Source organism: Haloprofundus halobius (genome assembly GCF_020097835.1).
In the GTDB taxonomy this organism is placed as follows: Archaea; Halobacteriota; Halobacteria; order Halobacteriales; family Haloferacaceae; genus Haloprofundus; species Haloprofundus halobius.
Genome location: NZ_CP083666.1, coordinates 1,434,301 through 1,458,938 on the forward strand (window position 1 = coordinate 1,434,301; position 24,638 = coordinate 1,458,938).

A 24,638-nucleotide genomic window follows, 5' to 3' on the forward strand; every position below is an offset into this window, starting at 1 on the left:
CGGCACCGATTCTCTCGTTCTCGTCGAGCACTAACCCCCCTCAATCCGCCGTCGCCGCGCAGTTGTTCGGGCCGAGTTCCAGTTCGAACGCCTCGTCGTCGCCGACCGAATCGCGCCCGAGATTCGTTGCGATTATCTCCTCGAAGTTGTTCGGCCGTGGCGGCATCCCCGACAATGCGTACTCCACGAACGCGTCCTCGTCCATCGACAGCGCCTCCAGACGGGATTTCAGTTCGCCGAGCGTCGCGGTGTAGGTCCCGTCTTCGGTCGGGTTCGCCGAGTCGCCGTAGTGACCGGGCGCGACCACCGTCTCGTCCGGTAGCGCGAGCACCCGCTCGCGGAGCGTCCGGTGGAGCCGTCGCGCCATCCCCTCGGCCCCCTCGTCGCCGCGTTCGAGGTCAGGTCGGGCGACGCTCTCGGTGAACAGCAGGTCGCCGTCGAAGAGGACAGTTCCGAGTCGGTACGCGGTCATCTCGGTGGTGTGCCCTGGCGCGTGCATCGCTTCGAGCGTCACGTCACCGACGCGGAGTTCGTCGCCGTCGCCGACCAGTTTCGCGTCGAACGCGAGTCCGCGCTCGGTCGCCCCTTCGGGAACGACCGGTTCGGCATCGCTGCGCTCGGCCACGTCGCGCACACCACTGACGTGGTCGGCGTGGACGTGTGTGTCGAGCGCGTAGCGGAGTTCCGCACCCCGGTCGCGGGCGTCCTCGACGTACCGGTCGGCGAACGTGCGGAGCGGGTCGACGACGGCGGCTTCGTCGCCGGAGACGACGAGGTAGGCGAGACACCCGCTCGCCGGACGCTGGTACTGTATCACCGTCGCGTCCTCGGACTCGCCGTCGACTTCCTCGGCGTGGTACACCCGCGCCCATCCGCGCATCCCCTCGGCGAGGTTCACCGCGTCGACGCCGTGGTCGCGGAGCGCTTCGGCGACCGTCGCGCTCGACTCGCCGCGCCCGCAGATGACGACGACCCGCTGGCCGTCGTCGAACTCGTCGGCGATGTCGTCGAGTTCGTCCGCCGCCTGCGCCTGGACGAACTGCATGTACGGGAGATTCGTCGTCTCCACGTCGCCGCCGGAGAGCGGCCACTCATCGGCCTCGTCGCGGTTTCGTACGTCGAGCACCCGGACGCGCTCGCCGTCGTGGAGCGCCGCCGCCAGCGCCGACGGGGAGAGGGCAGTTTCGTCGGGACTCATAGCTCGGAGTACGCGCTCGGACGGCAAAAGCCCGCGGCGCTCGGGGAGCGCTCGGCGACTCGACCGCGGCGACCGGAGCAACGTTGAACTCGCGGGCACCCGTCACGACTCGTATGGACGTCACGGAGTTCCGCGAGACCGTCGAAGCGGCGAAGCGAACCGAGCTCGACCGGTTGGGGTCGAGTCAACTGCTCGTCGCACTAACCGACGCCGAACTGGATGCCGAGTCGGTGCTCCGCGTCGCCGCCGGGAGCGAGGCCGCCGCTCACGGTACGTTCTCCTCGTGGGCCGACGACGAAGCGCACGACGCGGCCCGAGAGGCGTTCCAGACGGTGGCCGAGCAAGAGGCCGACCACTACGAGCGCGTCGTCGCCGAGATGGACGACGCCTCGGGCGAGGGCGTCGAGGCGACCGCCGAGGCCGACAGCGGCCCGATGCACGGCTACCTCCGCGGGCGCGACGACACCGTCTCGCGCGTCGCGGGCGGGATGGTCGGCCGGTCGCTGCTCTCGCTGCGGACGCACACGCAGATCATCAGTTTCTTCGTCAACGAGGCAGACGAGCGGCGGGCAAATGCGTTTCGGCAGTTGAAGAACGACACGCGGGAGACGTTGGAACGCGGACTGGAACTGTTGGAGGAACTCTGCGAGTCAGCGGAGGACTGGGAACGCGCGCAGGCGGCGGCGGAGTACGTGATTCAACTCGCGTACGACGACTACGCCGACGCGCTGGGCGAACTGGGTCTGAACCCGAAGTCGGTGTGCTGACGGGTCGAGAGACGGGTCTCAACCGCTCGCGGGGACGATACGGTACAGCGCACCGCCGTCGAACGTCCCCCCGAGCACGAACAGTTCGCCCGCCGGGTTGCGGCCGAACGAGAAGACGCGTCCGAGGTTCTCGCTCCCCTCACCGACCACGTCGACGACGCGCGTCGGCCACATCCCCTGGCCCTCGGGTCGCGTCGCGACGAACAACTCGTTCTGCGCGTCCAGGTCGGCGAAGACGTACCGTCCCGCGAGCGCGGGAAGCGCCGTCCCCCGGTAGACGTAGCCGCCGATGACGGAGTTACCGGTGAGCGGCCCGTCGCCGTGCGAGTACTCGACGATGGGGTCGACGAGGCGCTCGCCGCCACGCACCGACTCGAGTGTCCGGTCCGGACAGGAATCCGCCGCGAAGCAGTTCGTCCCCTCCTTGACGTTCCACCCGTAGTTTCCGCCCTTCGTGACGAGGTTCACTTCCTCGTAGTCGCTCTCGCCGACGTCGCCGACGAAGAGGTTCTCGCGGTCGAACGACAGCCGCCACGGGTTACGAAAGCCCCACGCGTAGTGTTCGTCGAGGCCGGGTCGTCCGACTAAGGGGTTGTCGTCGGGAATCGCGTACGGTTTGTCGTCCTCGCGGCCGTCGACGTCGATGCGCAGGATGCTCCCGAGGAGGTTTCGGCGCACGTCCTGCGCGTTACCGCCGGGGACGGCGTCGTACCAGTCGTCGACGTGACCCGGACCCACGTCGCCGCCGTTGCCGCCGTCGCCGACGGCCACGTAGAGGTAGCCGTCCGGTCCGAACGCGAGGTCGCCCGCGTTGTGATTCGGCTGGGGTTCGGGGAGTTCGAGAACCGTGCGCTCGGAGTCGCGGTTCGCGCGCCTGCCGTCGGCGCTCACGGCGAACTCCGCGAGGACGAACGTGTGGCTGTAGTTCCGTGGCGTGTTCTCACGTCGTGGGGCGCTGTAGCGAACGAACAGTCGCCGGTTCTCGGCGAAGTTCGGGTGAAGCGCGATGCCGAGAAGCCCCTTCTCCAGGTCGACCTCGACGGCGTCCCGCAGGTCGAGAAGGGGTCGGTCCCGAACCCCCTCGGCTTCGACGACCGAGACGACACCGCGCTGCTCGGCGACGTACCGCTGGTCGGAACCGGGGACGAACGCGACGTCCAACGGTATCTCGAACCCGTCGGCGACCGTCTCGATTCCGACCGAGTCGGGAATCGCCGCTCCCTGTACAGAGTCGACCTCCGACGGGTCGGCCGTCGCTCCGACCGACGGCTCTGTCGACGCCCCCGCGGCGATGCCGGTCTCCGCGGCCGTGGCGACGACACCCACTAGTGCGCCCGAGAACGCCGTTCGGAGCAACTCCCGTCGACTCGATGCGAGTTTCACACCGATATACAGCAACTGTAGGGTGAAGTAACTGTGTGTGATTTTCTACACTTCGGGAGAACTGTCCGCCGAAAGAGTACTCCAGCGTGCAGAGACGGTCCGCAGCGGACGGTCGGTTCGCGACGAACGGCCACGAACGTCGTCGACGCTCGCACTCAGACGGCGCTACTGGGGTGGTACTCCTCGAACTCGTCGCGGAGTACGTTGCAGATCTCGCCAACCGTCGCGTACGCCTTCACCGCGTCGACGATGAGCGGGAGGAGGTTGGCGTCGCCGTGAGCGGCGTCGCGAATCGCCGCGAGCGCGTCTTCGACGGCCTCCGTGTCGCGCTCGTCCTTCAGTTCGCCGAGCGACTCGACCTGTCGACGCTCGTCCTCCTCGGAGACCTCCTCGACGTCGACGTGCGCCTCGTCGTCGACTTGGAACTCGTTGACGCCGACGATGATGCGCTCGCCCGCCTCTATCTCGCGCTGGCGCTCGTAGGCGACCTCCTGAATCTGGCGTTGGACCCACTGCTCCTCGACGGCGTCGAGCATCCCGCCGCGCTCGTCCACCTCGTCGATGATGTCGAAGGCGTCGGCCTCGACCTCGTCGGTGAGTGCCTCGACGTAGTAGCTCCCGGCGAGCGGGTCGATGGTGTCGGCCGCGCCCGACTCGTGGGCGAGAATCTGCTGCGTTCTGAGCGCCGTCCGGACGCTCTGTTCGGTCGGCAGCGACAGCGCCTCGTCCTTCCCGTTGGTGTGGAGACTCTGCGTTCCGCCGAGGACGGCCGCCAGCGCCTGATAGGAGACGCGGACGATGTTGTTCTCCACCTGTTGGGCGGTGAGCGTGGAGCCGCCGGTCTGCGTGTGGAACTTCAGTTGCTTCGATTTGGGGTTCTCCGCGCCGAAGCGCTCCTCCATGATCTTCGCCCACATGCGGCGGGCGGCGCGGAACTTCGCGACTTCCTCCAAGACGTTGTTGTGCGCGTTGAAGAAGAACGACAGTTGCGGGGCGAACTCGTCGACGTCGAGGCCGGCGTCGATGGCGGCTTGGACGTACTCGATGCCGTTGCCGAGCGTGAACGCCACCTCTTGGGCCGCCGTCGACCCGGCCTCGCGGATGTGGTACCCCGAGATGGAGATGGTGTTGAACTTCGGCGTCTCCGCCGCGCAGAACGCGAACGTGTCGGTTATGAGCCGCATCGACTGCTCCGGCGGGTAGATGTAGAGGTTGCGCGCGACGTACTCCTTCATGATGTCGTTCTGGATGGTCCCGCGCAACTGGTCGCGGTCGACGCCCTGCTGGTCGCCGACGGCGACGTACATCGCCAGGAGGACCGCCGCGGGGGCGTTGATGGTCATGCTGGTCGACACCTCGTCCAGCGGGATGCCCTCGAACAGCGTCTCCATGTCGCGCAGCGAGTCGATGGCGACGCCGGATTTTCCGACCTCGCCCGCGGCCATCTCGGCGTCGGAGTCGTAGCCCATCTGCGTCGGTAGGTCGAACGCCACCGAGAGTCCGGTCTGGCCGTTGTCGATGAGGTACTGGTACCTGTCGTTGGTCTCGGCGGCGGTCCCGAACCCGGCGTACTGCCGCATCGTCCACAGTCGCCCGCGGTGCATCGTCGGGTAGACGCCCCGGGTGTAGGGCTTCTCGCCGGGGAAGCCGATGTCGTCGACGTAGTCGGTGTCGGCGATGTCGTCGGGGGTGTAGAGGCGGTCGACTTCGTTGCCCTCGGTGTCGGTCGTGAACGTCTCCTCGCGCTCCCCGAACCGTTCCAGCGTCGGCCCGAGCGTCTCCTCCTCCCACTCGTCCTTCGCGGAGCGGATTCGCTCCAAATCGTCGGGGTCGAACATAGTCGAAGGTGAAGATTGGCGGGACCTTAAGCGTTCGAGAGACGCGCTCCCCTGCCGACGGTTCGCTTAGCACGCCGATATAAAGCCCTCACCGCCGCTTCGCTCGACCGAGATGGATTCGGAGCACACCCGGAGACGGGTTCTCGAACTCGCCGGCGTCGGAGCCGGTCTCCCGCTCGCGGGCCGTGTCGGCGGCGGCACCGACGCGGCGACGCCCCCCGACGAGACCGCTACGGCGACGCGTACGCTGCAGCAGACAGCGCCGAGACCGTCTCGGCTTCAGTCGCCGTCTTCGGCGAGCGTGACCTCGAACGGCGCGTCCGTCGGGGCGTCGTCGGGGGCGACGTACCCCATCCCGAACGCGGTATAGACGCCGCGGTCGTCGAGGGTCAGTTCCGTCGTCGTTACCGTGTCGCCGCCGTCCGTCGCTTGAACTTCTATCGAGCGTGTATCGGCCGACAGCGTCGTCGTCGACGCCTCGCCGTAGCCGACGTCGTCGAACACCGTCTCGTCGCCGTCGGCCGCGACGACTCGCAGGCCCGTGGTGTCCGGAGCGGCGTTGATGAACTGGAGTCGGGCGTCGCCCTCGTCGGGCAGCGAGAGGTCCTCCTCGTACAGCCGGAAGTTGAGCGGTCTGTCCGTGTCGTCACCGAGTTCGCCGAGGGCGACGCCGGTGTAACTGCCGACGTCCAAGTCGAGCGACTCGTCGAAGAGGACGCGACTCGGCTCGTCCGTGACGACGAGTTCGAGGTCGGTCCGCTCCGCGCCGAGGTAGAGGTACTGACTTATCTGGCGGAACGGTTCGTCTTTCAGCGCCGCGTCACCGAAGACGACGATGTCGATGTTCGGCGCGTCGGGAACCGCGTGGACGACGCGGAGGTTCGAACCGCCGTCCGTCGACGCCGGCCCCTGGGTCGGCTCGTCGGTCGCCGTCCCCGTCGCCGCGGGTTCCGCCGTCGGCTCGTCGGTTGACGGGTGCATCTGGTCTTCGGCGAGCGTTCCACCGCATCCGGCGAGCGCGGAGAGGAGGGCGACGCCGCTGGCATGCAGGAACGTCCGGCGACGTGAGTCGGGCATCGTACGTCCTGTAGCTCTCCGAATATCTCAACGTTTCCCCCGTTATCAAGTAGTGAAATTGAACTGTGCGCCTCAGCTACGAGTCAGCGACGACTCCCCCGGCTGTGGGTCGACGTGCGGTTTCGGTACCAGCGCGTCGAACGGTTGGGCGTCGAGCCACTCCAGTAAGCGGACGAGTTGCTGCGTCGCCGCCTCGAACAGCGCTTCTCCGTTCTCGGGCGTCGCGTCCGTCTGGTCGCCGAGGACGCCGTTTCAGGTGTTGTCGGCGGCGTCGTAGCGCGGCATCGGCCAGTCGGTGAGCGAGCTGGCGCTGGTCACGTCTGCCTCAGCGCCGTCGACACCGTTGGCACTTCTTGCACCGATACCTGTGACAGCGGCCGCACCGAGCGCGCTGAGATAGCCTCGACGGGAGGGCGAGTCGGAAACCATAGCGGAAGCGACCGACGCCGACCGCAAAACTGTTGCTGTCGAGACAGCACCGCCACGACTTACCGCGCAGTCCGCTGTTCTCGCCGGGCGTTCGCCACGTTTTTGCCCGCCCGCCACGACGCTCCGGGTATGTTTGGTGGCGGCGGTATGAACCCGCGGAAGATGAAGCAGATGATGAAGCAGATGGGCATCGACGTCTCCGAGATAGACGCCGAGGAGGTCATCATCCGGACGGCGGACGAGGAACTCGTCTTCAGCGACGCGCAGGTGACGCAGATGGACGCACAGGGGCAGCAGACCTACCAGATCGTCGGCGAACCCGAGTCACGAGCGCTCGGCGCGGGCGACGACGAGTCGGCCGAAGCCGACGACTCGACGAGAGCCGGCGGCGACGAGATCCCGGACTCCGACATCGAAATCGTCGCGACGCGCGCCGGCGCGAGCAAGGACGAGGCCCGGGAGGCGCTCGAAGCCGAGAACGGCGACCTCGCCGCGGCGATTTCGCGCCTGGAGTGATACTCCTCGTCCACGGCGACCGCGAGTACCTGCGCGGCCCGGGCGACGAACTGCAGACGGACCTCGGCGTACTCGAAGTCCCCGAGGACGTCTCGTCGGGCGACGTGCTGGAGACGCATCTCGGCGAGGAGTTCGTCGTTCGCGCGCCGCGCGGTCCCGACCTGTTCAACCACTTCGAGCGCACGGGCGCGCCAATGATGCCGCGCGATGTCGGTCTCATCGTCGGCCACACCGGCGCGGCCGCGGGCGACCGCGTGCTCGACGCCGGAACCGGGACGGGCGTGCTCTCGGCGTACCTCGCACGTCTCGGCGCCGAAGTGACGACGTTCGAGCGCGACCCCGACTTCGCCGACGTCGCCCGCGAGAACATGGAACTCGCCGGCGTCGCCGACCGCGTTGACGTTCGGACCGGCGATCTGACCGAAGAACTCGACTCGCTCTCCGGGTTCGACCTCCTGACGCTCGACACCGGCGACGCGCCCGAGGTGGTCGCCCGCGCGCCCGACCTCCTCGTCTCCGGCGGCTTTCTCGCCGTCTACTCGCCGTTCGTCGAGAACTCCCGCGAGACGGTGCGGACGGCTCGGGAGGTCGGTCTCTCCGGCGTCGAGACGCTGGAGACGATTCAACGACAGATGGACTTCGGCGACCGGGGGTCGCGGCCGTCGACGGCGGGCGTCGGACACACCGGCTATCTGACGTTCGCGCGCAACGAGTAGCGGGTTCGCCGCCGAGAGCGCTCGAAAACGGCGACGGGTCGGGTCTCCGCTCCGGCCGCAGAACCACTAAGTCGGCAGCCTCCTAACAGAACGTACGTCATGAGCACCGACGAGATGTCCGAAATCGACGAGACCCGAACGTGGCCCGAACTCGCCCTCGGTCTCTACGAGCGGTTGACCGGGCGAGGCGCGGAGATAACCTACGAGTTCGAGGATATGGAAGTCGACGTGCCGAGCAAGACGGGGGAGGACGCCGACCACGCCCACTGGCGACTCGACGGCACGCTCCGCATCAGCACCCGCGAACCGGACGAGTGACCGACAACGTGACCGACGCGCGCCGTCCGCTGGACGTCACGGCCGAACTAACGCTGACAGTCGAGGGCGAGCAACTCCGCGTGGTCGGTTTCGGCGAGTTGGTCGTCGTCGACACCCCGTCGCTCGACGCCGCGCTCGCGCTCCTCCGCGGAACGGGACGACTGCCGACCGAGCAGTTCGGCGAGGACGTCCGCGCCGCCGACGTGACCGTCGACGTGCGCGTCGACGGGGTGAGCGTCGCCCGTCTCGGTCCCGGTATCCGACCGGGCTACCTGTCGCGAGCGCTCGGCGTCGCCCCGGCCCGACTCTCGCTCGGCGGGACGGCGATGGCGCTGCTCCGGCGCTGACACTTCTCGCCTCACCGGGTCGCCCGAATCAACGCGAACAGTTCCTCTCTGAATCGCTCGGGGTCGGACGCGTCGAACGACGCTGCCTCGGCGGCGCTGGCGGTCGCCGAACGCTCGTCGACGACGCCCGTCGGGTACGCGCCGCCGGCGAGCAGAAACTCGCCGCGAGCGTCGGTCGGCCAGACCGCGAGCCACCCCTGCACGGAGACCACCGTCCCGTCGACCCGAGAGCGGGCCTCGTACCGTGCGAGTCGGGCGTCGGTGCCCCGGACGCCGAAGCGACGCTCCTCGACTCTATCGGCGGCGAGAAAGCCGCGTTCGCGGAGTTGGTCCTCGAAGCCGGCCATCGAGCGGTCGGCGACGAGACGCCACAGCATCCGTGACGGAGGGGGTCTCGGCGTGAGTCGCAGTCGACTCGCGAAGAAGAACCGTTCGGCGCGGGTCCCGTCCGCCCCTCCGACGGACCGCTCGTGAGGGGCTTCGGCTTCGTAGACGACGGTGTGTGCCGTCGCCCGAACGAGGCCCGCGTCGAAGAGCCGGTCGACGCTCGATTCGACCCGTCGCCACCCGCCGAGACGGTCCTCCGGGACCGTCGGCGGCGACACGGTCATCGCTCAGTGGTCGTCTTCGCGCCACTTGTGTTCGCACTCGGTACAGACGAAAAAGCGCGTCTCGGACTCGTCGGCCGAGCGAATCTGCTGCATGTACCAGTAGGCGGTGTCGTTGCCGCACTCGGGGCAGTGCGCCGTCGTCGTCGGCAGGCCGCTCGTGCCGCCCTCGGACTCGATGACCTCCGACTCCTCCTGGGACTGGGTGGTCACCATCGCCTCCTCTTTGGCCTGGTCGCGCAGTTTCTCGTGGCCGCACTTCGTACAGACCCAGTTGTCGCCTTGCGGCTGCATCATCGACCCGCATTCGTCGCAGAACTCCATAGGAGTGATACCAGCGTACTCGGCTACTTAAACGTCGGGATTCGAGTCGAAATCACCCGACTGCGCCCCTCCGACGTCGACCGTCCAGCAGGTTCGGGGGTAGTTCAGGCGTCGCCCTCGGACTGCCCCGGTTCGCCGACCGCCTCGATGGGGAGCACGTTGTACAGCTCCTCCGAGAGGTCCTCCGCGCTGTAGTACCGGTCGCTTCGCGTCTCGGAGACGAGCTCCCCCAGATTCGCCTCCCCGTCGGCGAACGTGACCGTCGTCTCGGCGTACGTCGCGGCCGTCTCCTCGCGCGTGATCGGGTAGGACAACTCCTCGAACACCGACTCGACGCGGCTCAACTTGACTGTCTCACTCATGGGTAGCGAATCGCTTTCGAGACGCATAGCTTCAACGTCAGTGGAGCGGAGAGTCCCGAGCGAAGACTGTCGACTTCCGGACGTTCGACTCCCGGACGTTCGACGGCCGACTCTCGACGGCCGACTCTCGACGGCCGACGACCGAGACGGACGAAAGACGCCGTGTCGAGGGTGAACGACCCGGAAACGCGACGGTCCTTAGCTGGTCGAGTCGTCGTTGAACTCGGCGACCGGGTTGTACTCGCTCTCGACCGAGTAGCCGCCGCAGGTCGGACAGACGTGATACTCCAGGGCGTAGCCTTCACCGCAACTTCGACACTGGTACGGCCCGCCGCTCACATCGCTGTCGCCGTCGATGAGTCGGTCGACGATGGCCGCGAACGGATTCATGACTCCGACAAAGGAATATAGTAACATTGTTATGAACGTACTAAACAGAAGAAATTTAGTCGTTAACGAGTATCTAATCGGGCGGAACGACTACTCGAACTCGGGGTCGCGCTTGTCGAGAAACGCGTCCATCCCCTCGCGCTGGTCGTGGGTGCCGAACAGGCCGCTCCACGCCCGTCGCTCGTAGACGAGGCCGGCTCCCTGCGGTTCCTCGTGGACGGCGTTGATGGTCTCCTTGGCCGTCTGTAGCGCGAACTTCGGTTTCGCGGCGAGGTCGGCGGCAAGTTCCGAAACGACATCGTCGAGTTCGTCGTGGGCGACGACGTCGCCGACCAACCCGAGGTCGTACGCGTCGGTGGCGTCGACGCGGTCGCCGAAGAAGATGAGCCGTCGGGCCGTCTCGTCGCCGACGAGGCGCGGCAGTCGCTGGCTCCCGCCCCACCCGGGCGTGATGCCGAGGTCGATCTCGGTCTGGCCGATGACGGCGCGCTCTGAGGCGACGCGGAGGTCGCAGGCCAGCGCGAGTTCGCAGCCGCCGCCGAAGGCGTAGCCGTTGATGGCGGCGATGACGGGGGCGGGAAACGTCTCCAGGCGGTCGGCGACGCGGTGGCCGAGTTCGGCGTATCCCTGCGCTTGGGGCACCGAGAGGTCTTTCATGTAGGAGATGTCCGCCCCGGCGATGAACCCTTTCTCGCCCGCGCCGGTGAGTACGACGACGCGCGCGTCGGCCGCCTCGGCCTCGTCGAGGGCGTCTTCGAGCGCTTCGAGCGTCTCGACGTTGAGCGCGTTGAGTCGGTCCGGTCGGTTGACGGTGATGGTCGCCACGTCGTCGCTGTCGATGTCGAGAAGTACGGTGTCCGACATACTCGTGGGTCACGCCGATTCGGGATAATCGTTCGGCCCGCGGTCGAGACGACAGCGAGTGAACCCGACGCGTCCGCGTCCGCTCGAACCCCACTACGAGATCCCGTCCGCGGGACGCTAGCGTGACTCACGCTCGTCCGTCCGCACTCCAGAACACCGATATCCTCCCTCCCCGAACACCCCGACAATGACCCTCTCGGACGAGGACAAAGAGCGGTTGGCGGACGTGGTCAACCTCCAACCGACGAAGAACAAGGAACTGCAGAACCGGTGGGACCTCGACAGCGGCAGCGAGGTCCACCGCTACCTCGAAGGGACGCTCAAGGAGTACTACTACCGCGACGAGAACAGCCTCATCCGGGCGACGACGGAGGCCGCGGAGCTGCTCGGCATCGACCCGCCGGTAGACGACGAACGCGACGAGGGCGCGCCGAGCGTGCTCCGCGTCCCCGAACTGGAGTCGCAGGTGTTCGCTGTCGTCGCCGGACCCGACGAGCGCTCCGAGAGCGTCGTCAGCGTGTTGAACAAACTGCGCGAGCGGTTCGACGTCGACCCCGAAGCCGCCGACGTCCGCCGCGCGCTGCAGAGCCTCAAGCGGAAAGGGGTCGTCGAGGTCACGTATCGGACGGTTCCGACGTTCAAACTCGCCGTCGAGCGCGACGAGGTCGACGTCGAGGTCGTCTGAGTTCGGATCGGCTGCGTTCGACACGACGGACCGAGACAGGTCGCCGCCGACCACCGAAACGTTCTCCGAGCGCTGCCCGGTATCTACTGACATGGGAGACCACCGCCTCGCCGACCCGCTCGACGTCGCATCGTTCGGTGCGGTCGGCGACGGCGACGCCGACGACGGACCCGCCATACAGGCCGCGCTCGACGCCGCCGACGACCGCGGCGGCGGCGACGTGACGCTGCCGACGGGCACGTACCGCCACACCCGCACGCTGCTCTACGGTTCGAATCTGGTTCTCGCCGGCTCCGGTGCGACGCTTCTGTTCGACCCGCCGGACCCCGACGCGACGGCGCTCGTTCCGCGAAGCTACGGCGGCGGCGAACGGGTGAGCCACGTGGTCGTCGACGGACTGACGCTCACCTCCGTAGACCCTGCGAAGGGAAACGGCATCGGCGTCGCCCACGCCGAGGACGTGACGGTCCGTGGCTGCCGCGGGGAGAAACTCCGGTGGCACCTCGTCGACGTCGCGGGCGGAAAGGACGTCCTCGTGCGAAACTGCTACGCCGTCGACCTGCGGTCGGCCGCCTATCAGGCCGACAACCTCACCGAGTACGGCGGCCTCGTCGTCGCCCCGCCCGAGGGAGACGTCGAAAACGCCGTCGTCGACGGCTCCGCCAACGAGAACGTCGCCATCGTCCACAACGTCGCCGAGGACTGCACCCGCGGCGTCCACCTCCACCGCAGCGGCGGTCACGACCTCTCGGTCGACCAGAACAAGATCCGCCGCTGCACCGACGTGGGTATCCTCGGCGACGACGGCACCGACTGGCACGACGTGCGGGTGACGGGCAACATCGTCGAAGGAACCGAGACGTCGACGGGTATCCGCCTCGACGGCCACTACCGCAATATCTCCGTCGAGAACAACACCGTCCGAAACCACGGTGGCGACGGCATCGCCGTCCACCCCGGCGGGCACGGAACGTCGGGCGACGTGTCCGACGGGCCCACCGAGTTCGAGGGGGCCGTCGCCGAGGGCGTCAGCGTCTCGGACAACACCATCGAGCGAGTCGGCGGCGCGGGTATCGCGCTCCGCCGCGCCTCGGGAGAGGTCGCCGACAACTACGTTTACGACGTGGGAGGCGGGGAGAGTCGGAGGGAGGGCCCGACCGAGGGGCGCGAGGACGGTCTGTTGCAGGGCCACCCGGTCCACGAACCGTCGGCCGTCGTCGTCGAGCGCGGCGACGGCGTCACCGTCACCGACAACGTCTGCCGGAACGTCGCGGGCGTCGGGTTCGTCGTCCGCGGCGGCCGAAACGTCGCGGTCACGGCGAACGAACTGTTCGGTTTCGAGGTCGGCGTGCTCGCGGTCTCCGACCCGACGCCGACCGCTCGGATTCGGGTCGCGAGCAACACGCTCGAAGGCCAGGAGAACTCGCGGTGCGGCATCCGCCTCCGCGGCGGCTTCGACCACCGACTCGACGGGAACGACTGTCGACGGGTCGCCCGCGGCGTCGAACTGCTCGACGCTCGCCGCGTGTTCTTCCGTGACACCGACGTCGTCGGCGACGGCGGTGGCGACCCCGACGGAGCGGGCGAGAACGGCGAAGTGGGCTACCGTCTCGACGGCTGCGAGGAACTCCGGTTCCGCGACAACGACGCCGAGGGGTTCGAGCGATCGACGGTGCTCTCGAACTCGGTCGACGTCGAGGGGGAACTGCCGCACGCCGACGTCCGCGTCGGCTCCGACTGCGCCGACGTGACGCTGACGATGCCGGGGCGGGCCCCGCCGACCGAGGGGCGCTTCGACGCCGGCTGTCGCGTCCGCAACACCGAGCCCTCGCCCGGCGGACCGATGGGGTGGGTCTGCGTCGATGGCGGCGACCCCGGGATCTGGCACGCGTTCGGCCGCATCGACGACGACCCGGCGTAGCGAACGCCGGGGGCCGCGACGGCGACCCTCAGGAGTCGGGAGCGGACCGCTCGCGGACGCGTTCGCGCCGCCGTTCGAGCAACCGCTTGATCCCCTTCCCCGGCCCGCCCTCGATGGGCCACCCTCTCGTCCGCCACTGCGGCGGTTCGGGCTGGAAGGAGGCGCACGACCCCGAGCACTCGGCGGCGGTCTGGTGACGCCCCTTCGCCTCACACCACGGGAGTAGTGCATCACCCTCGCGCCGCAACTCGAAGTACCGGCAGTCGGGTCGCATCGTCCCGTGGTACGAGCGCCACCCGCGGCCGTACGCGCGTTCGGCGAGTCGCAGACGCGTCTCCGCGCGGTCGGAAGCCGCTTCGTGGTCCTCGGGATCCGGCGAGAGCGAACTCGGGTACCACGCCACCTCGCCCGCGTCGGCGCTGACCCCCGCCCTGAAGTCGAGCGCGAGGATGCCGACATCGACGGGGATGTTTTCGAGCAGCGCGGGTTCGACGTCCGCGCCGGTCGCCGCCGTCGCCAGCCACACCTCGTCGGCCAACGCCGTCTCCACGTCGTACTCCAACTGTCCCGAGAGGGCGCGGGCGGCGCTGGCGTCCAAATCGGGTTTGTTCTCGACGGCGACGATGCGGCGGACCCAGTCGGGGTACGGTGCGACGCGTCGAATCTCGATTCGCCTCCCCTTTCGTCGCTTCTCGACGACGCCGCGGGCGGCCGCGCGGTGAATCGCCGCGAGCACATAGCGCCACGGGTAACCGGGATGCGGGAGTGCGTCGCGGTACCACGCCCACTCGCTGGGCGCGTGGCGGACGACGTGCAGGAGGTCGGAGTCGAGTTCGCCGTCGCCGAACGCCGCGCGCGCGGCGAGCGCCTCGGGGTCGGCCTCGACGACGACGGTGTCCCAGCGGCGTCGCTTCGTGCCGAGTTGCCGGGCGACGACGAGCGCCGACTTTCGGTCGCTCTCCGGCGGCCACGCGCGTTCGGCCCACCGGCAGGTCAGAAGTTCGAAGACGAACTCCGAGTCGGCCGGGTAGCTCACATCTCGACTGCGAGCGCCGTCGCTATTCGTGTTACGGAACGGAGTCGGCGTGGTCGCGCCGCCGCCGACGCGGGGTCAGGCGAGGTACTTTCGTTCGGACTCCTCTTCGCCGTTCTTCGACGCGAGTTCGTTGAGGTACTCGTGCGCCTCTTCGAGAATTTCGCGCGGGCCGTCCTGCGTGATGGTGTTGATGGCCTGCTCGTAGTCGCGCCACTGCAGGTCGCGGTGTTCGCTCGACAGTTCGGCGCTGGCCTCGAACGACCGGGCGATGAACAGGTGGACCGTCTTGTGGATGGTCTTGCCACCGGCTTCGAACACGTAGTCGTACTCTTTGCGGAACCCGTCGACGAGGCGGAAGTCGTCGATACCGGCCTCTTCTCCGATCTCTCTGATTGCTGTCTGCTGGAGTTCCTCATCCCCTTCGACCCCGCCTTTCGGGAACTCCCAGTCCCCGGGTCGGCTCTTCAGGAGCAGATACTCCCGTTTGCCGCGGGTGTCGCGGAAGAGGATGGCTCCAGCACTGACCGCTTCGACCGTCATTGCACCCACGTAGACCATCCCGTGTTAAGAGAATATCGGAGGCGTCGGCACAGCGCCGAAGAGACGAGTCTCGATGGGACGATTTCTACGGAAACGAACCCCCGTTTATCAGTACTCTCCGCCGCATTCGTGCGTGCATGCGTGACAGTCACGCGGTGCGTGGGCTGTAGATGCGTTTTTACCGCTCCGCGTGTGAAAGAGAGAGTAACCCCTCAGCTCATGACTTTTGTAACCAAACTCACCTTCGAAAGCGGTGACAGAGCCGTGCTCGACGACGTCGTCTCCGAGCTCAAACGGCTGCTCGAACGGAAGGGCGCGGAGTGTAAGGGCCCCCACTCGTCGCCGCCCGAACGGCTGCGCGTCCCGCAGTACCGGACGTTGGGACGCGGCCGGGAGTTCTCGCCGTGGTCGTACGCGGTGTACACCCGTCGCCTCGAAATCCACGGCGCGGACCAGATAGCGCGCAGCGTCGCCGAGCGGCAGTTCCCCGACAGCGTCCACGTCGAGATCGAGATCGAACAGAAGAAACCGCTCGGTCATCGGCAGCAGTAGAAACGCGGACGCACTCGTCGACCGTCGACGGCGGTGGCGAGTCGACGCCGACGAAATCGACGGCGGCGCGTTCAGAACGCGCTGTCGCCGACCTTCTCGACGAACTCCGCCTCGCCGACGTGTTCGTTCGGATCGAACGATGTGACGCGGAGTCGGACGCGGCTATCGACCATCCCGTCGGGCGCGTCGGGGACGCGGATGCGCGTGTCGCCGATGCGAGCGACGGCGACACCGCCTTCGTAGCCCGTGAGGAACGCCGAGAGCTCCTGACCCGCCTCGAACGTCGGGTGGGTCGTCCGGAGGCTCCACCCTTTCAGGTACTTGCCGAGGAGACTCATACGCGAGCCACCTCCTCGGTCTCGCGGTCGGTCGTGTACTCGCGTCCGAAGCCGGTGAGCGCCGCGAGGAGGAACACGAACAGCAGCAGCCAGCCGTGGAAGACGAACGGCCACACCTCTATCGGGTTGACGACCATCGACTGCGTGAACCACTCGTACTCCTCGGGCAGTCCCTGCAGGACGGCGTACCCGACGAGCACCCCGCCGGACCACGGGAAGATGTACCCGAGCGCCGAGGTGTTCGCGTCGAGGATGTTCGCGCGCCGGTAGCCGTTGATGTTGAACCGCTCGCCGAGGCGGGCGATGTACGGCGCGATGGCGATCTCGGCGGCCGTGTTGATGGTGATGAGCGCGTTGACCAGCGCGGTGCCGAGCACCATCGTCGTCTCCGCGCGGCGCACGGAGGTCGCGACGGTGTCGAGCAGCCAGTCCTGTATCGCCCCGAACCCGCCGCCGCGGATCATGATCTGCGCGCCGGCGACGATGAGCAGCGTCAGTACGATGAGCGGGAAGAACCCTTCCGCCCCCGCGTACAGGCTCCCGCCCACGCCGGCCTCGTCGGACGGGACGAGGGTCACGAACGGCAGCACCGACAGCGCCTGCGCGATGCCGAGATTTTCCGGGGCGGCGAAGTTGAGCATCTCGCTCGTCGCTGCGAGCCCGAGGGTCACGTTGAACACGAAGGCGACGACGATGCCCCACGAGATGGCTTCGACGATGTGGCGACCCCGTACTGCGGTGTAGATGACCACGCCCATGGAGACGAGGTGGACGAGCCCGAAGGGGTTGCTCTGCTCGCCGAGGATCTCCTCGGCCCCCGGACCGAGGTTGAGGCCGGGCAGCATCGACCCGGCGACGATGTAGCCGGCGAACGCGAACACCGCGGCGACGATGGCGTACTTGAACCGCGAGGCGACGACGCCGCCGATGTCGGCGTCCTGCGTGACGGCGCTGACGATAGTCGTGTCCGACACCGGCGCGAGGTTGTCGCCGAACACCGCCCCCGAGAGAATCGCCCCGAACATGAGGACGGGATTCGCGCCGACGAGCAGGCCGGCCGGGAAGAACAGCGCCGTGAAGGCGATGGTGGTGCCGTAGCCGGTGCCGATGCCGGTCGCGAGCAGCGCGGCGAGAACGAACGTGATGGCCGGAAACAGCGTCGCGCCGACGCCGAGCGCCTGCGCGGCCCAGACGAGTCCGTCGACGAACCCGCCGGTCTGAATCGTCTCGGCGAACATCCCCGCCCAGAGCCACGCGACGATGGCCGTCGCGGCCACGCGCTGGGTCATCCCCTCGAAGATGGTGTTGGCGTACTTCGCCCACGAGCCCTTCGCGAGGAACATGCCGACGACGAGCGAGACGAGCATGCCGGCGACGAGACCCGTCGTGTCCCCGATTCGAAGCACGCCGCTCTGGAAGATGGCCCACACGACGAACAGTCCCAGCGGAACGGTGCTCGCGATTGGACCACCGTAGAACTCGATGCGCGACTCCGTGCGGGCGCGCTCGGCCTCCGCCAACTCCTCTTCGACCTCGTCCTCGTAGTCCTCGCCGTCCGACCCGTCGACCGGTCGATCCGGATCCTCCGGCGGTTCACGATCAGTTCCCATATGGTTTCACGTTCGCTCATGGCGGGGTGAATTATAATAAATCCACACGGCTCGCCGAGCCACCGTCCGATTCGGACACCGGTACTCCGATACTGTTTGACATCCGTCGTCGAGTCCTCCACGCGTCGAAACCACGTCACGTCCGTACTCACAGCGCGTGGTACGCGCTCACGTCGACTTGAAGCGCTCACGTCGATCACCGTCTGACGGCTGTTGCGTACCGACCGATGGGCGACCGGCTCCGACGGTTGCCCCCTTGTCGGGCTTTATGAACCGGCACCGCCATCACCGAGACATGAGTCAGACGACAGACGACCTCGTCGCGCTCCGCCGCGACCTGCATCAGCATCCCGAACCGGCGTGGCGCGAGTTCTACACCACCGCCCGCATCGTCGACGAACTGGAGAAGCGCGACCTCGACGGACTGTACGTCGGCCGAGAGGTACTCGCCGACGACCGGCCGGGCGTCCCCGACGACGCGGAACTCGACGAGTGGTTCGAGCGGGCCCGCGAGGCGGGCGCGCGCGAGGACGTCCTCGAAAAACTCGAAGGCGGCTACACCGGTGCGGTCGCCGTCGTCGAGAAAGGCGACGGACCGACCGTCGCGCTCCGCGTCGACATCGACGCGCTGCCCATCACCGAGGCCGACGAGGACGACCACGCGCCGGTCTCCGGCGGCTTCCGCTCCGAGCACGAGGGGTTCATGCACGCCTGCGGCCACGACGCCCACGCGACCATCGGCCTCGGCGTTCTCGATTCGGTCATCGCAAGCGAGTTCTCGGGGACGTTCAAGGTGTTCTTCCAGCCGAGCGAGGAGATCGTCTCCGGCGGCGGTCCGATGGCCGAGAGCGGCCACCTGGACGACGTGGACTACCTCCTGGCCGTCCACATCGGCCTCGACCACCCCTCTGGCGAAATCGTCGCGGGCGTCGACGGTTTTCTGGCTGTTCACCACTTCCGCGCGGCGTTCACCGGCCATCCCGCCCACGCCGGGGCGCGACCCGAGGAGGGCGACAACGCCGTGCAGGCGATGGCCGCCGCGATTCAGAACCTCTACGCCATCCCGCGCCACGCCGACGGTGCGACCCGCATCAATGCAGGGTTGGTCGGCGGCGGCACGGCAACGAACATCATCCCCGAGGAGGCGTTCATCGACGGCGAGGTCCGCGGCGAGACGACCGAACTGATGGAGTACATGCAGGAGAAAGCCTACCGCGTGATGGAGGCCGCCGCGGAGATGCACGGCTGTGAGGTGTCGTTGACGACGGAGGGCGAAGCGCCGAGCGCGCGCAGCGACGACGCGCTCGTCGACGTCGTCGCCGCAGTCGCAGGCGACAACGACGGCGTCTCCTCGCTCGTCGAACGCGACGCCCTCGGCGGCAGCGAGGACGCGACGTTCCTCATGCAGAAGGTCCAGGACAACGGCGGGAAGGCCGCCTACGTCGGGGTCGGCACCGATCACCCCGGCGGCCACCACACGCGGACGTTCGACGTGAACGAGGACGACCTCGACTTGGGCGTCGAGGTACTCACCGACTCGATTCTCGAGATCGCGGCGACGCGGCCGTAGGCCGTCGCAACTCCGCTACCGCCTGACGAACAGGACCACGATTCCGAGGACGAGCAGCGCGATTCCGTACCACAGCGAATCTCCGGGCAGGTACGCGAGAATCAGCGTGACAATTCCGGAGGAGAGAAGCGACCAACCGATAGTGGTTTGATACGACATAGGGAGAGAACGACGCCCAGACGGATAGTGCTGGGGGCGAGGCGGCACTGTGGGGATGGCAGGTCGGCGTCGCGGGAGGGCGAATCGGCGTCGTGGAAGGGCGAGTCGACGTCAGGCCCGCCCGCTCCCGAATCGAGTTGGCGTAGCAGTAGACGGACGGGAGTGTTCAGCGAACGACCGAGTGTGACGACGCTTTTGCTTTCAGGCGTGGTTTGCACACTATGACGAGGCACATCAGCGCCGACCAGGTTCGCTCGTGGCTGGACGAACAGGTCGTCAGCGACGTCCAGCGCGTCTCCGGTGACGAGACCGAGTTCAACTTCCAACTCGAACTCTCACGGCTCCCCCTCCACGTCATCAAAGAGGAGACGTGGGGCCCGATTCGGCTGGTCGGCAACAACGCCTTCGACACCGACGACGTGCGCGCGCTCGTCGAGGACGACGAGCGGCGCGAGGCGCTCCTCACGAGGTTCGGCCCGGTGCTCGCGGCGACGCCCGGCTTCTACACCTTCCTCGACGAGGAGGGCGTCTCCTGTCCGCTCGCCGAGGCGCACTCGATCCAGCTCGAACACCGCATCTACCCCGACGGCGCGAGCCAGCAGTCGCTGATGAGCGGGCTGATGGCGATCGCCACCGCGATGCGCTACCTCCAGAACACGGCCGCCGAGATGCCTCGCGAGCGGGGTGGGAGTTCGGTAGCCGCGAACGGTCAGGACGAGTAGGTGACTCGCGTCGGACGAGTAGGTGAGACGTCGACGGGCGAGTAGGTGACTCGCCCCTCGGTGTGCCGGAGGAACGACCGCCGCTCGGCTACGCCGACTTCCGGGTCCGCCACCACCGCAGCGTGCGTATCGCCGGGTCACTCGACAGCACCCGGAGACCGATCCGAGAGGCGACGTCGCGAACGCGCCCGCGGACGAGCGCGCCGGCGAGCGTTCCGAGCTTCGCGCTGGGACCGACACGGTAGACCGGTTTCGGGTTCCCCGCGATCGCCACGTCGTATAGTCGCTCGGCGACTCGTTCGGGCGAGTTGACGCCCGGAGGCTGTGTCTCGACGAGGGAGATTTCGTCGAGTACGCGGTAGAGGTCGGCGTACGCCGGGGAGTGGTCGGCCTCCGCGACTTCTTCCAGAACGCGGTCGTAGAACTCGGTCGCGACGATGCCGGGTTCGACGGTCACCACGTCGACGCCGAACCGTCCCGTCTCCTGACGGAGCGCGTCGGTTACTGATTCGAGGCCGAACTTCGACCCGGTGTAGATACCGAGTCCGGGCACCGTGAGACCGCCGACTCCCGCGGTGACGTTGACGACGGTACCGTGCCCGCGTTCGCGCATTCTGGGCACCGCCGCGCGAATCAATCGGAGCGGTCCGAACGTGTTGACGTCGAACTGCTCGACGACGCCCGCCATCGGCACGTCTTCGACCGGGCCGAACTGCCCGTAGCCCGCGTTGTTGATCAAGCAGTCGAGGTGTCCCCGCTCGTCGAACACGCGGTCGACTGCGCGCAGAACCTCGTCGTCGTCGGTGACGTCGAGTTCGAGCGTGCGACAGCCGCGCGTGCCGAGGTCTTCGATGTCGTCGAGGTCGCGTGCAGTCGCGTACACCGTCCAGCCGCCGTCGAGAAACCGCTCGGCTGTCGCGCGTCCGATACCGGTCGAGCAACCAGTGATGAGAACCGTCCGGCTCATGGAGAGGAGCGCAACGTCGAGACGGGTAACGGTTGAGGCGTGCCGCGGCGACGGGGTCAACGTGGGCGTCCGTCACCCTCCCTTCAGAAGTACTGACGTTCGCCGCCGAAGATGTTGTGAACGCGAATCGGTCCGCGTTTTCGGTCAAAACCGTTCGGTGATAGTATCAATGTGTGAGATATGCTAGCGTATTCTCACAGGTGTTGTAGCAGTATGCGATGTGAGTGACTATGGCAGACGCACGAGAATCAGCTAGGAAAGGTGCGCTAACGGCCCAGTACACCGTCACCACCAGCGACGGAGCGGCCGTCACGTTGCCCGGGGAGACCGTCGAAGCGTTCCGACGGCAACTGCGCGGGTCTTTGTTGACCCCGGAAGACGAGGCGTTCGAGAGCACGACCTCGCGCTCTCGGTGAAAGGCGGCGGCCACAACATCGCCGGTACCGCGCTGACCGACGGCGGTCTGACCCTCGATATGTCCCGCCTCCGGGGCGTCTTCGTGGACCCCACAGCGCGGACCGCGACGGTCCAGTCGGGCTGTCTCCTCGGCGACGTGGACCGAGAGACCCAGCTTCACGGGCTGGCGACGGTGCTGGGTTTCGTCTCGGAGACGGGCGTCGCCGGGCTGACGCTCGGCGGAGGGTTCGGCTACCTCTCGCGCCGGTTCGGGTGGACCGTCGACAACCTGCTCGAAGTCGAGGTGGTCACCGCCGACGGGCGGGTCCGCCGCGCCAACCGCGAGGAGAACGCGGACCTCTTCTGGGCAGTCCGCGGTGCCGGGGCGAACCTCGGAGTCGTCACGTCGTTCACGTATCGACTGCACAAGGTCGGACCGACCGTCTACGGCGGGCTCGTCGCCTGGCCGTTCGAGAGCGCCGACGAGGTTCTATCGGCGTACCGGGAGATTACCGCCGAGGCGCCCCGAGAGCTGACGCTGTTTCTGCTCCTCCGTCGGGCACCGCCCGCCCCCTTCGTCCCCGAGGAGTGGCACGGAAAGCGAATCTGCGCCATGGCCGTCTGCTACAGCGGCGACGTAGCCGACGTCGACGAGGTGTTCGCCCCGATTCGGGCGCTCGGCACTCCCGTGATAGACCAGCTCCGAGCGCGACCCTACGCCGAGCTCCAGTCCTGGCTCGACGCGACGCAACCGAAGGGGAACCACTACTACTGGAAGACCGAGTTCGCCGCCGAGCTGAGCGACGAGTTTCTCTCGACGCTCCGGGAGTTGGCCGCCGAGTGCCCCGTCCCGGGAGCGCAGCTCGTGGTCGCGCACATCGGCGGAGCGCTCAACGAACGCGACGCCGACGACGGCGCAATCGGAAACCGCGACGCCCGTTTCGTCTACGGTGCGGCGGGTATGTGGCCCCCGGAGGAGCCGAACGAAAAGCGGTTCACGCAGTGGGTCCGCGATGCGTGGACGGGGCTCCGACCGTTTTCGACGGGTGGAAACTACGTCAACTTCCAGACCGCCGACGACGGCGACGAACGAATCCGAGCGACCTACGGCGACAACTTCGACCGTCTCGTCGAAATCAAGACTAAATACAACCCCGAAAACGTGTTCCGCTCGAACCGGAACGTCCGGCCGCTGGAGGCGTAATCGTCCGCTCTCTGCGGACGCGCTTCGCTCTCGTCCGCTCGCCCTTCGCGGACGCTAGTTGGTCACATATCCGATACCACTCGAACGGGCGACGACGAGAACGGTCCGGCTTACAGACCGGTGACAGCTCCCGAACGGGTAACCGTCGAGGCGAGTGCGGACAGATGCGGTTAGTTGCTATCTCGTCGTACCGCGAGCGAGTGAAACGAGCGAGCGGGCCGCCCTCAGACCGCAGGTCTGATGTGCCCGAAAATCGCAGTACGATTTTCGGCCGACGACTGAGCGGAGGCCGAAGGCCGAAGCGAAGGAGGAGTGCTTTTGGTGCAGCTTTTGCCGAGGGCCGCGCAGCGGCCCGCAGCGCAAAAGGTGCTAGTACTTGGGCTCCGCCCCGGTCGTCTCGTAGATCTGGTCCATCAGGTCGTCGCGGTGGGTCTGCCACCCAGAGAGCGCGCTCGGGCGCGTCGGATAGCGGTCGTAGTGGTTTATCAGTCGCTCGGCGAGCCGTTTTGTCTGGTAGAACGTCCGTATCTCCCGCCAGTAACTGGCGCTCTTGAACGCCGTCTGCGCCATCACGAGCGGGCTCATCGAGGTCTTCCCCGAATAGAGCGCCTCGGCGAGCTTCTCGCCCGGCAGCGCCGCGAGCAGCCCCATCAGGTCGTCGACGTCGACGGCCGTCGAGAGGATATTGTACACGTCGAGGCCGGCGTAGCGACCGCCGAAGTGGTCCATCACGCGCTCGTTGTAGTGCCAGAGCGCCTCCTCGGAGACGTCGCCCGCCTCGATAGCGCGGACGGCCTGTTCGGCGGCGTACTTCCCGGCGTAGGCCGCGCCGGCGATACCGCCGCCGGTGGTCGGGTTGACGTGGCCCGCGGCGTCGCCGGCGGCGACGAAGCCCGGTGCGGTGGCCGAGTCGTACGGTCGCCGCGTCGGCAGCGCCGCACCGAGTTTGTCGGTGACCGTCGCGCCCTCGAACTCGGGGCGCGCGCGGAGGTCCTGTTTGAGGTCCTCGACGAGTTTCATCGGCTGTTCGTTCATCTGGAAGCCGAGACCCGCGTTGATGGTCGTCGAGGTGCGCGGGAAGTACCAGAGGTAGCCCGCCGCGCGCTTCGTCGGCTTGAACACGAGCGCGTCGTCCCACTCCACGGGCTCTTTCACTTCGACGATTTCGCGGTACGCCGAGCAGAACTGCGAGTAGCGGACGTTCGTGTCGAACGTCGCCTCGGAGAGGTCGGCGGCGTCCTGCAGGTACGACAGCGACCCCGCGGCGTCGATGGTGACGTCGGCCTCGTACTCGACGACGTCGCCCTTGCGCTTACCGCGGACGCCCGTCACGGTGCCGTCGTCGGCCTGTGTCACGTCCTGCACGACGGTGTCGTAGTGGAGGTCGACGCCCGCGTTCTCGGCTCCTTCGATGAGCAGGCGGCCGTACTCCCATCGGTCGATGACCGCGAGTTCGCCGGGGACCGGGATTTCGAGCACCGTGTCGTGGCTCGGAATCTCGAAGCGGCCGTGGTCGACGCCCGTGTTGGTGAACGCGGGCTGAATCTGTTCCTTCGGAATCGACTCGGGGAACGCGTCCGCGCCCTTCAGCGCGTCGCCGCAGGCGATGTGGCCCGCTTCCTCCTCGTCCTTTCGCTCGACGATAGCGACGTCGAGACCCGCGTTCGACGCCGTCGCGGCGGCGTAGCACCCGGCGGTCCCCGCGCCGACGACGACGATATCGTACTCGTGCGTACTCATTGGACGTGAGTCTCGTAGGCGGGAGCAAAACTCTTTATTCCCAAATCCGTCCTCTAACGGC

General features: G+C 67.4%; 29 protein-coding genes and 1 pseudogene. 12 read left to right on the plus strand and 18 right to left on the minus strand.

The window, feature by feature from the left end; genetic code table 11:
* Positions 1-40: 40 nt before the first annotated feature.
* Positions 41-1,198 (minus strand): MBL fold metallo-hydrolase, encoded by a 1,158-nt coding sequence (locus LAQ74_RS07490; RefSeq protein ID WP_224336668.1) that lies wholly within the window; start codon positions 1,196-1,198, stop codon positions 41-43.
* Between the two features lie 113 nt (positions 1,199-1,311).
* Here LAQ74_RS07490 and LAQ74_RS07495 point away from each other — a divergent pair, with 113 nt between their 5' ends.
* Positions 1,312-1,965, plus strand: coding sequence for a rubrerythrin family protein (locus LAQ74_RS07495; protein ID WP_224336670.1), 654 nt, complete (start codon positions 1,312-1,314; stop codon positions 1,963-1,965).
* Between the two features lie 18 nt (positions 1,966-1,983).
* Here the strand turns inward: LAQ74_RS07495 and LAQ74_RS07500 are convergent, their stop codons facing one another.
* From LAQ74_RS07500 to LAQ74_RS07520, 5 genes and pseudogenes are all read right to left on the minus strand, one after another.
* Positions 1,984-3,348, minus strand: coding sequence for a PQQ-dependent sugar dehydrogenase (locus LAQ74_RS07500; protein ID WP_224336672.1), 1,365 nt, complete (start codon positions 3,346-3,348; stop codon positions 1,984-1,986).
* Positions 3,349-3,503: 155 nt separating this feature from the next.
* A complete protein-coding gene (locus LAQ74_RS07505; protein ID WP_224336674.1) occupies positions 3,504-5,186 on the minus strand; it encodes an acyl-CoA mutase large subunit family protein in 1,683 nt (560 codons plus the stop codon).
* A 279-nt stretch (positions 5,187-5,465) separates the two neighbouring features.
* Complete coding sequence (locus LAQ74_RS07510; protein WP_224336676.1) at positions 5,466-6,263, minus strand: DUF4397 domain-containing protein; 798 nt, start codon at positions 6,261-6,263, stop codon at positions 5,466-5,468.
* A 72-nt stretch (positions 6,264-6,335) separates the two neighbouring features.
* A pseudogene (locus LAQ74_RS07515) lies at positions 6,336-6,539 on the minus strand (creatininase family protein); the annotation flags it as partial.
* Positions 6,516-6,692, minus strand: coding sequence for a hypothetical protein (locus LAQ74_RS07520; protein ID WP_224337397.1), 177 nt, complete (start codon positions 6,690-6,692; stop codon positions 6,516-6,518). The gene LAQ74_RS07520 and the pseudogene LAQ74_RS07515, both read right to left, overlap by 24 nt.
* Before the next feature lie 129 nt (positions 6,693-6,821).
* On the opposite strand from LAQ74_RS07520, the gene LAQ74_RS07525 reads away from it, so the two are divergent.
* The 4 genes from LAQ74_RS07525 (at position 6,822) to LAQ74_RS07540 (ending at position 8,589) form a co-directional block, all read left to right on the plus strand.
* A complete protein-coding gene (locus tag LAQ74_RS07525; RefSeq protein WP_224336678.1) occupies positions 6,822-7,208 on the plus strand; it encodes a nascent polypeptide-associated complex protein in 387 nt (128 codons plus the stop codon).
* Entirely contained in the window at positions 7,205-7,924 is a 720-nt protein-coding gene (locus tag LAQ74_RS07530) for a tRNA (adenine-N1)-methyltransferase (RefSeq protein ID WP_224336680.1), read from the plus strand. Before LAQ74_RS07525 ends, LAQ74_RS07530 begins: the two co-directional genes overlap by 4 nt.
* Before the next feature lie 99 nt (positions 7,925-8,023).
* On the plus strand, positions 8,024-8,242 hold the full coding sequence (locus LAQ74_RS07535) for a hypothetical protein (protein WP_117591351.1): 219 nt from the start codon (positions 8,024-8,026) through the stop codon (positions 8,240-8,242).
* The gene (locus LAQ74_RS07540) at positions 8,239-8,589 is read left to right on the plus strand and encodes a peptide ABC transporter ATP-binding protein (RefSeq protein WP_224336682.1); all 351 of its coding nucleotides are present in this window, start codon (positions 8,239-8,241) and stop codon (positions 8,587-8,589) included. The genes LAQ74_RS07535 and LAQ74_RS07540 overlap by 4 nt, the downstream gene beginning before the upstream one ends.
* 11 nt (positions 8,590-8,600) lie before the next feature.
* Here the strand turns inward: LAQ74_RS07540 and LAQ74_RS07545 are convergent, their stop codons facing one another.
* From LAQ74_RS07545 to LAQ74_RS07565, 5 genes are all read right to left on the minus strand, one after another.
* A complete protein-coding gene (locus tag LAQ74_RS07545) occupies positions 8,601-9,200 on the minus strand; it encodes a DUF6517 family protein (RefSeq protein ID WP_224336683.1) in 600 nt (199 codons plus the stop codon).
* Between the two features lie 3 nt (positions 9,201-9,203).
* Positions 9,204-9,521, minus strand: coding sequence for a transcription factor S (locus LAQ74_RS07550; RefSeq protein WP_224336685.1), 318 nt, complete (start codon positions 9,519-9,521; stop codon positions 9,204-9,206).
* A 104-nt stretch (positions 9,522-9,625) separates the two neighbouring features.
* A complete protein-coding gene (locus LAQ74_RS07555; protein ID WP_224336687.1) occupies positions 9,626-9,883 on the minus strand; it encodes a DUF5789 family protein in 258 nt (85 codons plus the stop codon).
* A 198-nt stretch (positions 9,884-10,081) separates the two neighbouring features.
* Positions 10,082-10,273, minus strand: a complete 192-nt coding sequence (locus LAQ74_RS07560) for a hypothetical protein (protein WP_224336691.1) — start codon at positions 10,271-10,273, stop codon at positions 10,082-10,084.
* 90 nt (positions 10,274-10,363) lie between these two features.
* Entirely contained in the window at positions 10,364-11,137 is a 774-nt protein-coding gene (locus LAQ74_RS07565) for an enoyl-CoA hydratase/isomerase family protein (protein ID WP_224336693.1), read from the minus strand.
* A gap of 187 nt (positions 11,138-11,324) precedes the next feature.
* Between LAQ74_RS07565 and LAQ74_RS07570 the strand changes: the two genes are divergently transcribed.
* Both LAQ74_RS07570 and LAQ74_RS07575 read left to right on the plus strand, forming a co-directional pair.
* The gene (locus tag LAQ74_RS07570; RefSeq protein ID WP_224336696.1) at positions 11,325-11,822 is read left to right on the plus strand and encodes a DUF5797 family protein; all 498 of its coding nucleotides are present in this window, start codon (positions 11,325-11,327) and stop codon (positions 11,820-11,822) included.
* A gap of 91 nt (positions 11,823-11,913) precedes the next feature.
* Entirely contained in the window at positions 11,914-13,743 is a 1,830-nt protein-coding gene (locus LAQ74_RS07575) for a right-handed parallel beta-helix repeat-containing protein (RefSeq protein WP_224336699.1), read from the plus strand.
* A 28-nt stretch (positions 13,744-13,771) separates the two neighbouring features.
* Here the strand turns inward: LAQ74_RS07575 and LAQ74_RS07580 are convergent, their stop codons facing one another.
* Entirely contained in the window at positions 13,772-14,779 is a 1,008-nt protein-coding gene (locus LAQ74_RS07580; RefSeq protein ID WP_224336702.1) for a DUF5787 family protein, read from the minus strand.
* A gap of 75 nt (positions 14,780-14,854) precedes the next feature.
* Positions 14,855-15,319, minus strand: coding sequence for a bis(5'-nucleosyl)-tetraphosphatase (locus LAQ74_RS07585; protein WP_224336705.1), 465 nt, complete (start codon positions 15,317-15,319; stop codon positions 14,855-14,857).
* 219 nt (positions 15,320-15,538) lie between these two features.
* Here LAQ74_RS07585 and LAQ74_RS07590 point away from each other — a divergent pair, with 219 nt between their 5' ends.
* Positions 15,539-15,871 carry an uS10/mL48 family ribosomal protein gene (locus tag LAQ74_RS07590; protein WP_224336708.1) on the plus strand — a complete coding sequence of 111 codons (333 nt, stop codon included), beginning with the start codon at positions 15,539-15,541 and terminating at the stop codon, positions 15,869-15,871.
* Positions 15,872-15,942: 71 nt separating this feature from the next.
* Here the strand turns inward: LAQ74_RS07590 and LAQ74_RS07595 are convergent, their stop codons facing one another.
* On the minus strand, positions 15,943-16,209 hold the full coding sequence (locus tag LAQ74_RS07595) for a DUF7513 family protein (RefSeq protein ID WP_224336711.1): 267 nt from the start codon (positions 16,207-16,209) through the stop codon (positions 15,943-15,945).
* Positions 16,206-17,819: a Na+/H+ antiporter NhaC family protein gene (locus LAQ74_RS07600; RefSeq protein ID WP_224336714.1), complete on the minus strand. Its 1,614-nt coding sequence runs from the start codon at positions 17,817-17,819 to the stop codon at positions 16,206-16,208. Before LAQ74_RS07600 ends, LAQ74_RS07595 begins: the two co-directional genes overlap by 4 nt.
* Positions 17,820-18,114: 295 nt before the next feature.
* Here LAQ74_RS07600 and LAQ74_RS07605 point away from each other — a divergent pair, with 295 nt between their 5' ends.
* Entirely contained in the window at positions 18,115-19,389 is a 1,275-nt protein-coding gene (locus LAQ74_RS07605; protein WP_224336716.1) for an amidohydrolase, read from the plus strand.
* A 15-nt stretch (positions 19,390-19,404) separates the two neighbouring features.
* On the opposite strand, the gene LAQ74_RS07610 is transcribed toward LAQ74_RS07605, so the two are convergent.
* Entirely contained in the window at positions 19,405-19,548 is a 144-nt protein-coding gene (locus LAQ74_RS07610; RefSeq protein WP_224336719.1) for a hypothetical protein, read from the minus strand.
* A 221-nt stretch (positions 19,549-19,769) separates the two neighbouring features.
* Here LAQ74_RS07610 and LAQ74_RS07615 point away from each other — a divergent pair, with 221 nt between their 5' ends.
* Complete coding sequence (locus LAQ74_RS07615; protein WP_224336722.1) at positions 19,770-20,270, plus strand: hypothetical protein; 501 nt, start codon at positions 19,770-19,772, stop codon at positions 20,268-20,270.
* An 88-nt stretch (positions 20,271-20,358) separates the two neighbouring features.
* Here the strand turns inward: LAQ74_RS07615 and LAQ74_RS07620 are convergent, their stop codons facing one another.
* On the minus strand, positions 20,359-21,237 hold the full coding sequence (locus LAQ74_RS07620) for an SDR family oxidoreductase (protein WP_224336725.1): 879 nt from the start codon (positions 21,235-21,237) through the stop codon (positions 20,359-20,361).
* 230 nt (positions 21,238-21,467) lie between these two features.
* Here LAQ74_RS07620 and LAQ74_RS07625 point away from each other — a divergent pair, with 230 nt between their 5' ends.
* A complete protein-coding gene (locus LAQ74_RS07625) occupies positions 21,468-21,653 on the plus strand; it encodes a hypothetical protein (RefSeq protein WP_224336728.1) in 186 nt (61 codons plus the stop codon).
* Positions 21,650-22,837 (plus strand): FAD-binding oxidoreductase, encoded by a 1,188-nt coding sequence (locus LAQ74_RS07630; RefSeq protein ID WP_224336732.1) that lies wholly within the window; start codon positions 21,650-21,652, stop codon positions 22,835-22,837. The genes LAQ74_RS07625 and LAQ74_RS07630 overlap by 4 nt, the downstream gene beginning before the upstream one ends.
* 369 nt (positions 22,838-23,206) lie before the next feature.
* On the opposite strand, the gene LAQ74_RS07635 is transcribed toward LAQ74_RS07630, so the two are convergent.
* Positions 23,207-24,577 (minus strand): geranylgeranyl reductase family protein, encoded by a 1,371-nt coding sequence (locus LAQ74_RS07635; protein WP_224336735.1) that lies wholly within the window; start codon positions 24,575-24,577, stop codon positions 23,207-23,209.
* Between the last annotated feature and the right edge of the window lie 61 nt (positions 24,578-24,638).

Excerpts from the sequence above, each read along its gene's own strand:
- LAQ74_RS07505 (WP_224336674.1), bottom strand. The coding sequence starts at position 5,186 with ATGTTCGACCCCGACGATTTGGAGCGAATCCGCTCCGCGAAGGACGAG.
- LAQ74_RS07590 (WP_224336708.1), top strand. The coding sequence starts at position 15,539 with ATGACTTTTGTAACCAAACTCACCTTCGAAAGCGGTGACAGAGCCGTG.
- LAQ74_RS07565 (WP_224336693.1), bottom strand. The coding sequence starts at position 11,137 with ATGTCGGACACCGTACTTCTCGACATCGACAGCGACGACGTGGCGACC.
- LAQ74_RS07575 (WP_224336699.1), top strand. The coding sequence starts at position 11,914 with ATGGGAGACCACCGCCTCGCCGACCCGCTCGACGTCGCATCGTTCGGT.
- LAQ74_RS07595 (WP_224336711.1), bottom strand. The coding sequence starts at position 16,209 with ATGAGTCTCCTCGGCAAGTACCTGAAAGGGTGGAGCCTCCGGACGACC.
- LAQ74_RS07615 (WP_224336722.1), top strand. The coding sequence starts at position 19,770 with ATGACGAGGCACATCAGCGCCGACCAGGTTCGCTCGTGGCTGGACGAA.
- LAQ74_RS07570 (WP_224336696.1), top strand. The coding sequence starts at position 11,325 with ATGACCCTCTCGGACGAGGACAAAGAGCGGTTGGCGGACGTGGTCAAC.
- LAQ74_RS07605 (WP_224336716.1), top strand. The coding sequence starts at position 18,115 with ATGAGTCAGACGACAGACGACCTCGTCGCGCTCCGCCGCGACCTGCAT.
- LAQ74_RS07635 (WP_224336735.1), bottom strand. The coding sequence starts at position 24,577 with ATGAGTACGCACGAGTACGATATCGTCGTCGTCGGCGCGGGGACCGCC.
- LAQ74_RS07585 (WP_224336705.1), bottom strand. The coding sequence starts at position 15,319 with ATGACGGTCGAAGCGGTCAGTGCTGGAGCCATCCTCTTCCGCGACACC.
- LAQ74_RS07625 (WP_224336728.1), top strand. The coding sequence starts at position 21,468 with ATGGCAGACGCACGAGAATCAGCTAGGAAAGGTGCGCTAACGGCCCAG.
- LAQ74_RS07600 (WP_224336714.1), bottom strand. The coding sequence starts at position 17,819 with ATGGGAACTGATCGTGAACCGCCGGAGGATCCGGATCGACCGGTCGAC.
- LAQ74_RS07495 (WP_224336670.1), top strand. The coding sequence starts at position 1,312 with ATGGACGTCACGGAGTTCCGCGAGACCGTCGAAGCGGCGAAGCGAACC.
- LAQ74_RS07535 (WP_117591351.1), top strand. The coding sequence starts at position 8,024 with ATGAGCACCGACGAGATGTCCGAAATCGACGAGACCCGAACGTGGCCC.
- LAQ74_RS07490 (WP_224336668.1), bottom strand. The coding sequence starts at position 1,198 with ATGAGTCCCGACGAAACTGCCCTCTCCCCGTCGGCGCTGGCGGCGGCG.
- LAQ74_RS07620 (WP_224336725.1), bottom strand. The coding sequence starts at position 21,237 with ATGAGCCGGACGGTTCTCATCACTGGTTGCTCGACCGGTATCGGACGC.
- LAQ74_RS07510 (WP_224336676.1), bottom strand. The coding sequence starts at position 6,263 with ATGCCCGACTCACGTCGCCGGACGTTCCTGCATGCCAGCGGCGTCGCC.
- LAQ74_RS07550 (WP_224336685.1), bottom strand. The coding sequence starts at position 9,521 with ATGGAGTTCTGCGACGAATGCGGGTCGATGATGCAGCCGCAAGGCGAC.
- LAQ74_RS07560 (WP_224336691.1), bottom strand. The coding sequence starts at position 10,273 with ATGAATCCGTTCGCGGCCATCGTCGACCGACTCATCGACGGCGACAGC.
- LAQ74_RS07610 (WP_224336719.1), bottom strand. The coding sequence starts at position 19,548 with ATGTCGTATCAAACCACTATCGGTTGGTCGCTTCTCTCCTCCGGAATT.
- LAQ74_RS07555 (WP_224336687.1), bottom strand. The coding sequence starts at position 9,883 with ATGAGTGAGACAGTCAAGTTGAGCCGCGTCGAGTCGGTGTTCGAGGAG.
- LAQ74_RS07545 (WP_224336683.1), bottom strand. The coding sequence starts at position 9,200 with ATGACCGTGTCGCCGCCGACGGTCCCGGAGGACCGTCTCGGCGGGTGG.
- LAQ74_RS07520 (WP_224337397.1), bottom strand. The coding sequence starts at position 6,692 with ATGGTTTCCGACTCGCCCTCCCGTCGAGGCTATCTCAGCGCGCTCGGT.
- LAQ74_RS07525 (WP_224336678.1), top strand. The coding sequence starts at position 6,822 with ATGTTTGGTGGCGGCGGTATGAACCCGCGGAAGATGAAGCAGATGATG.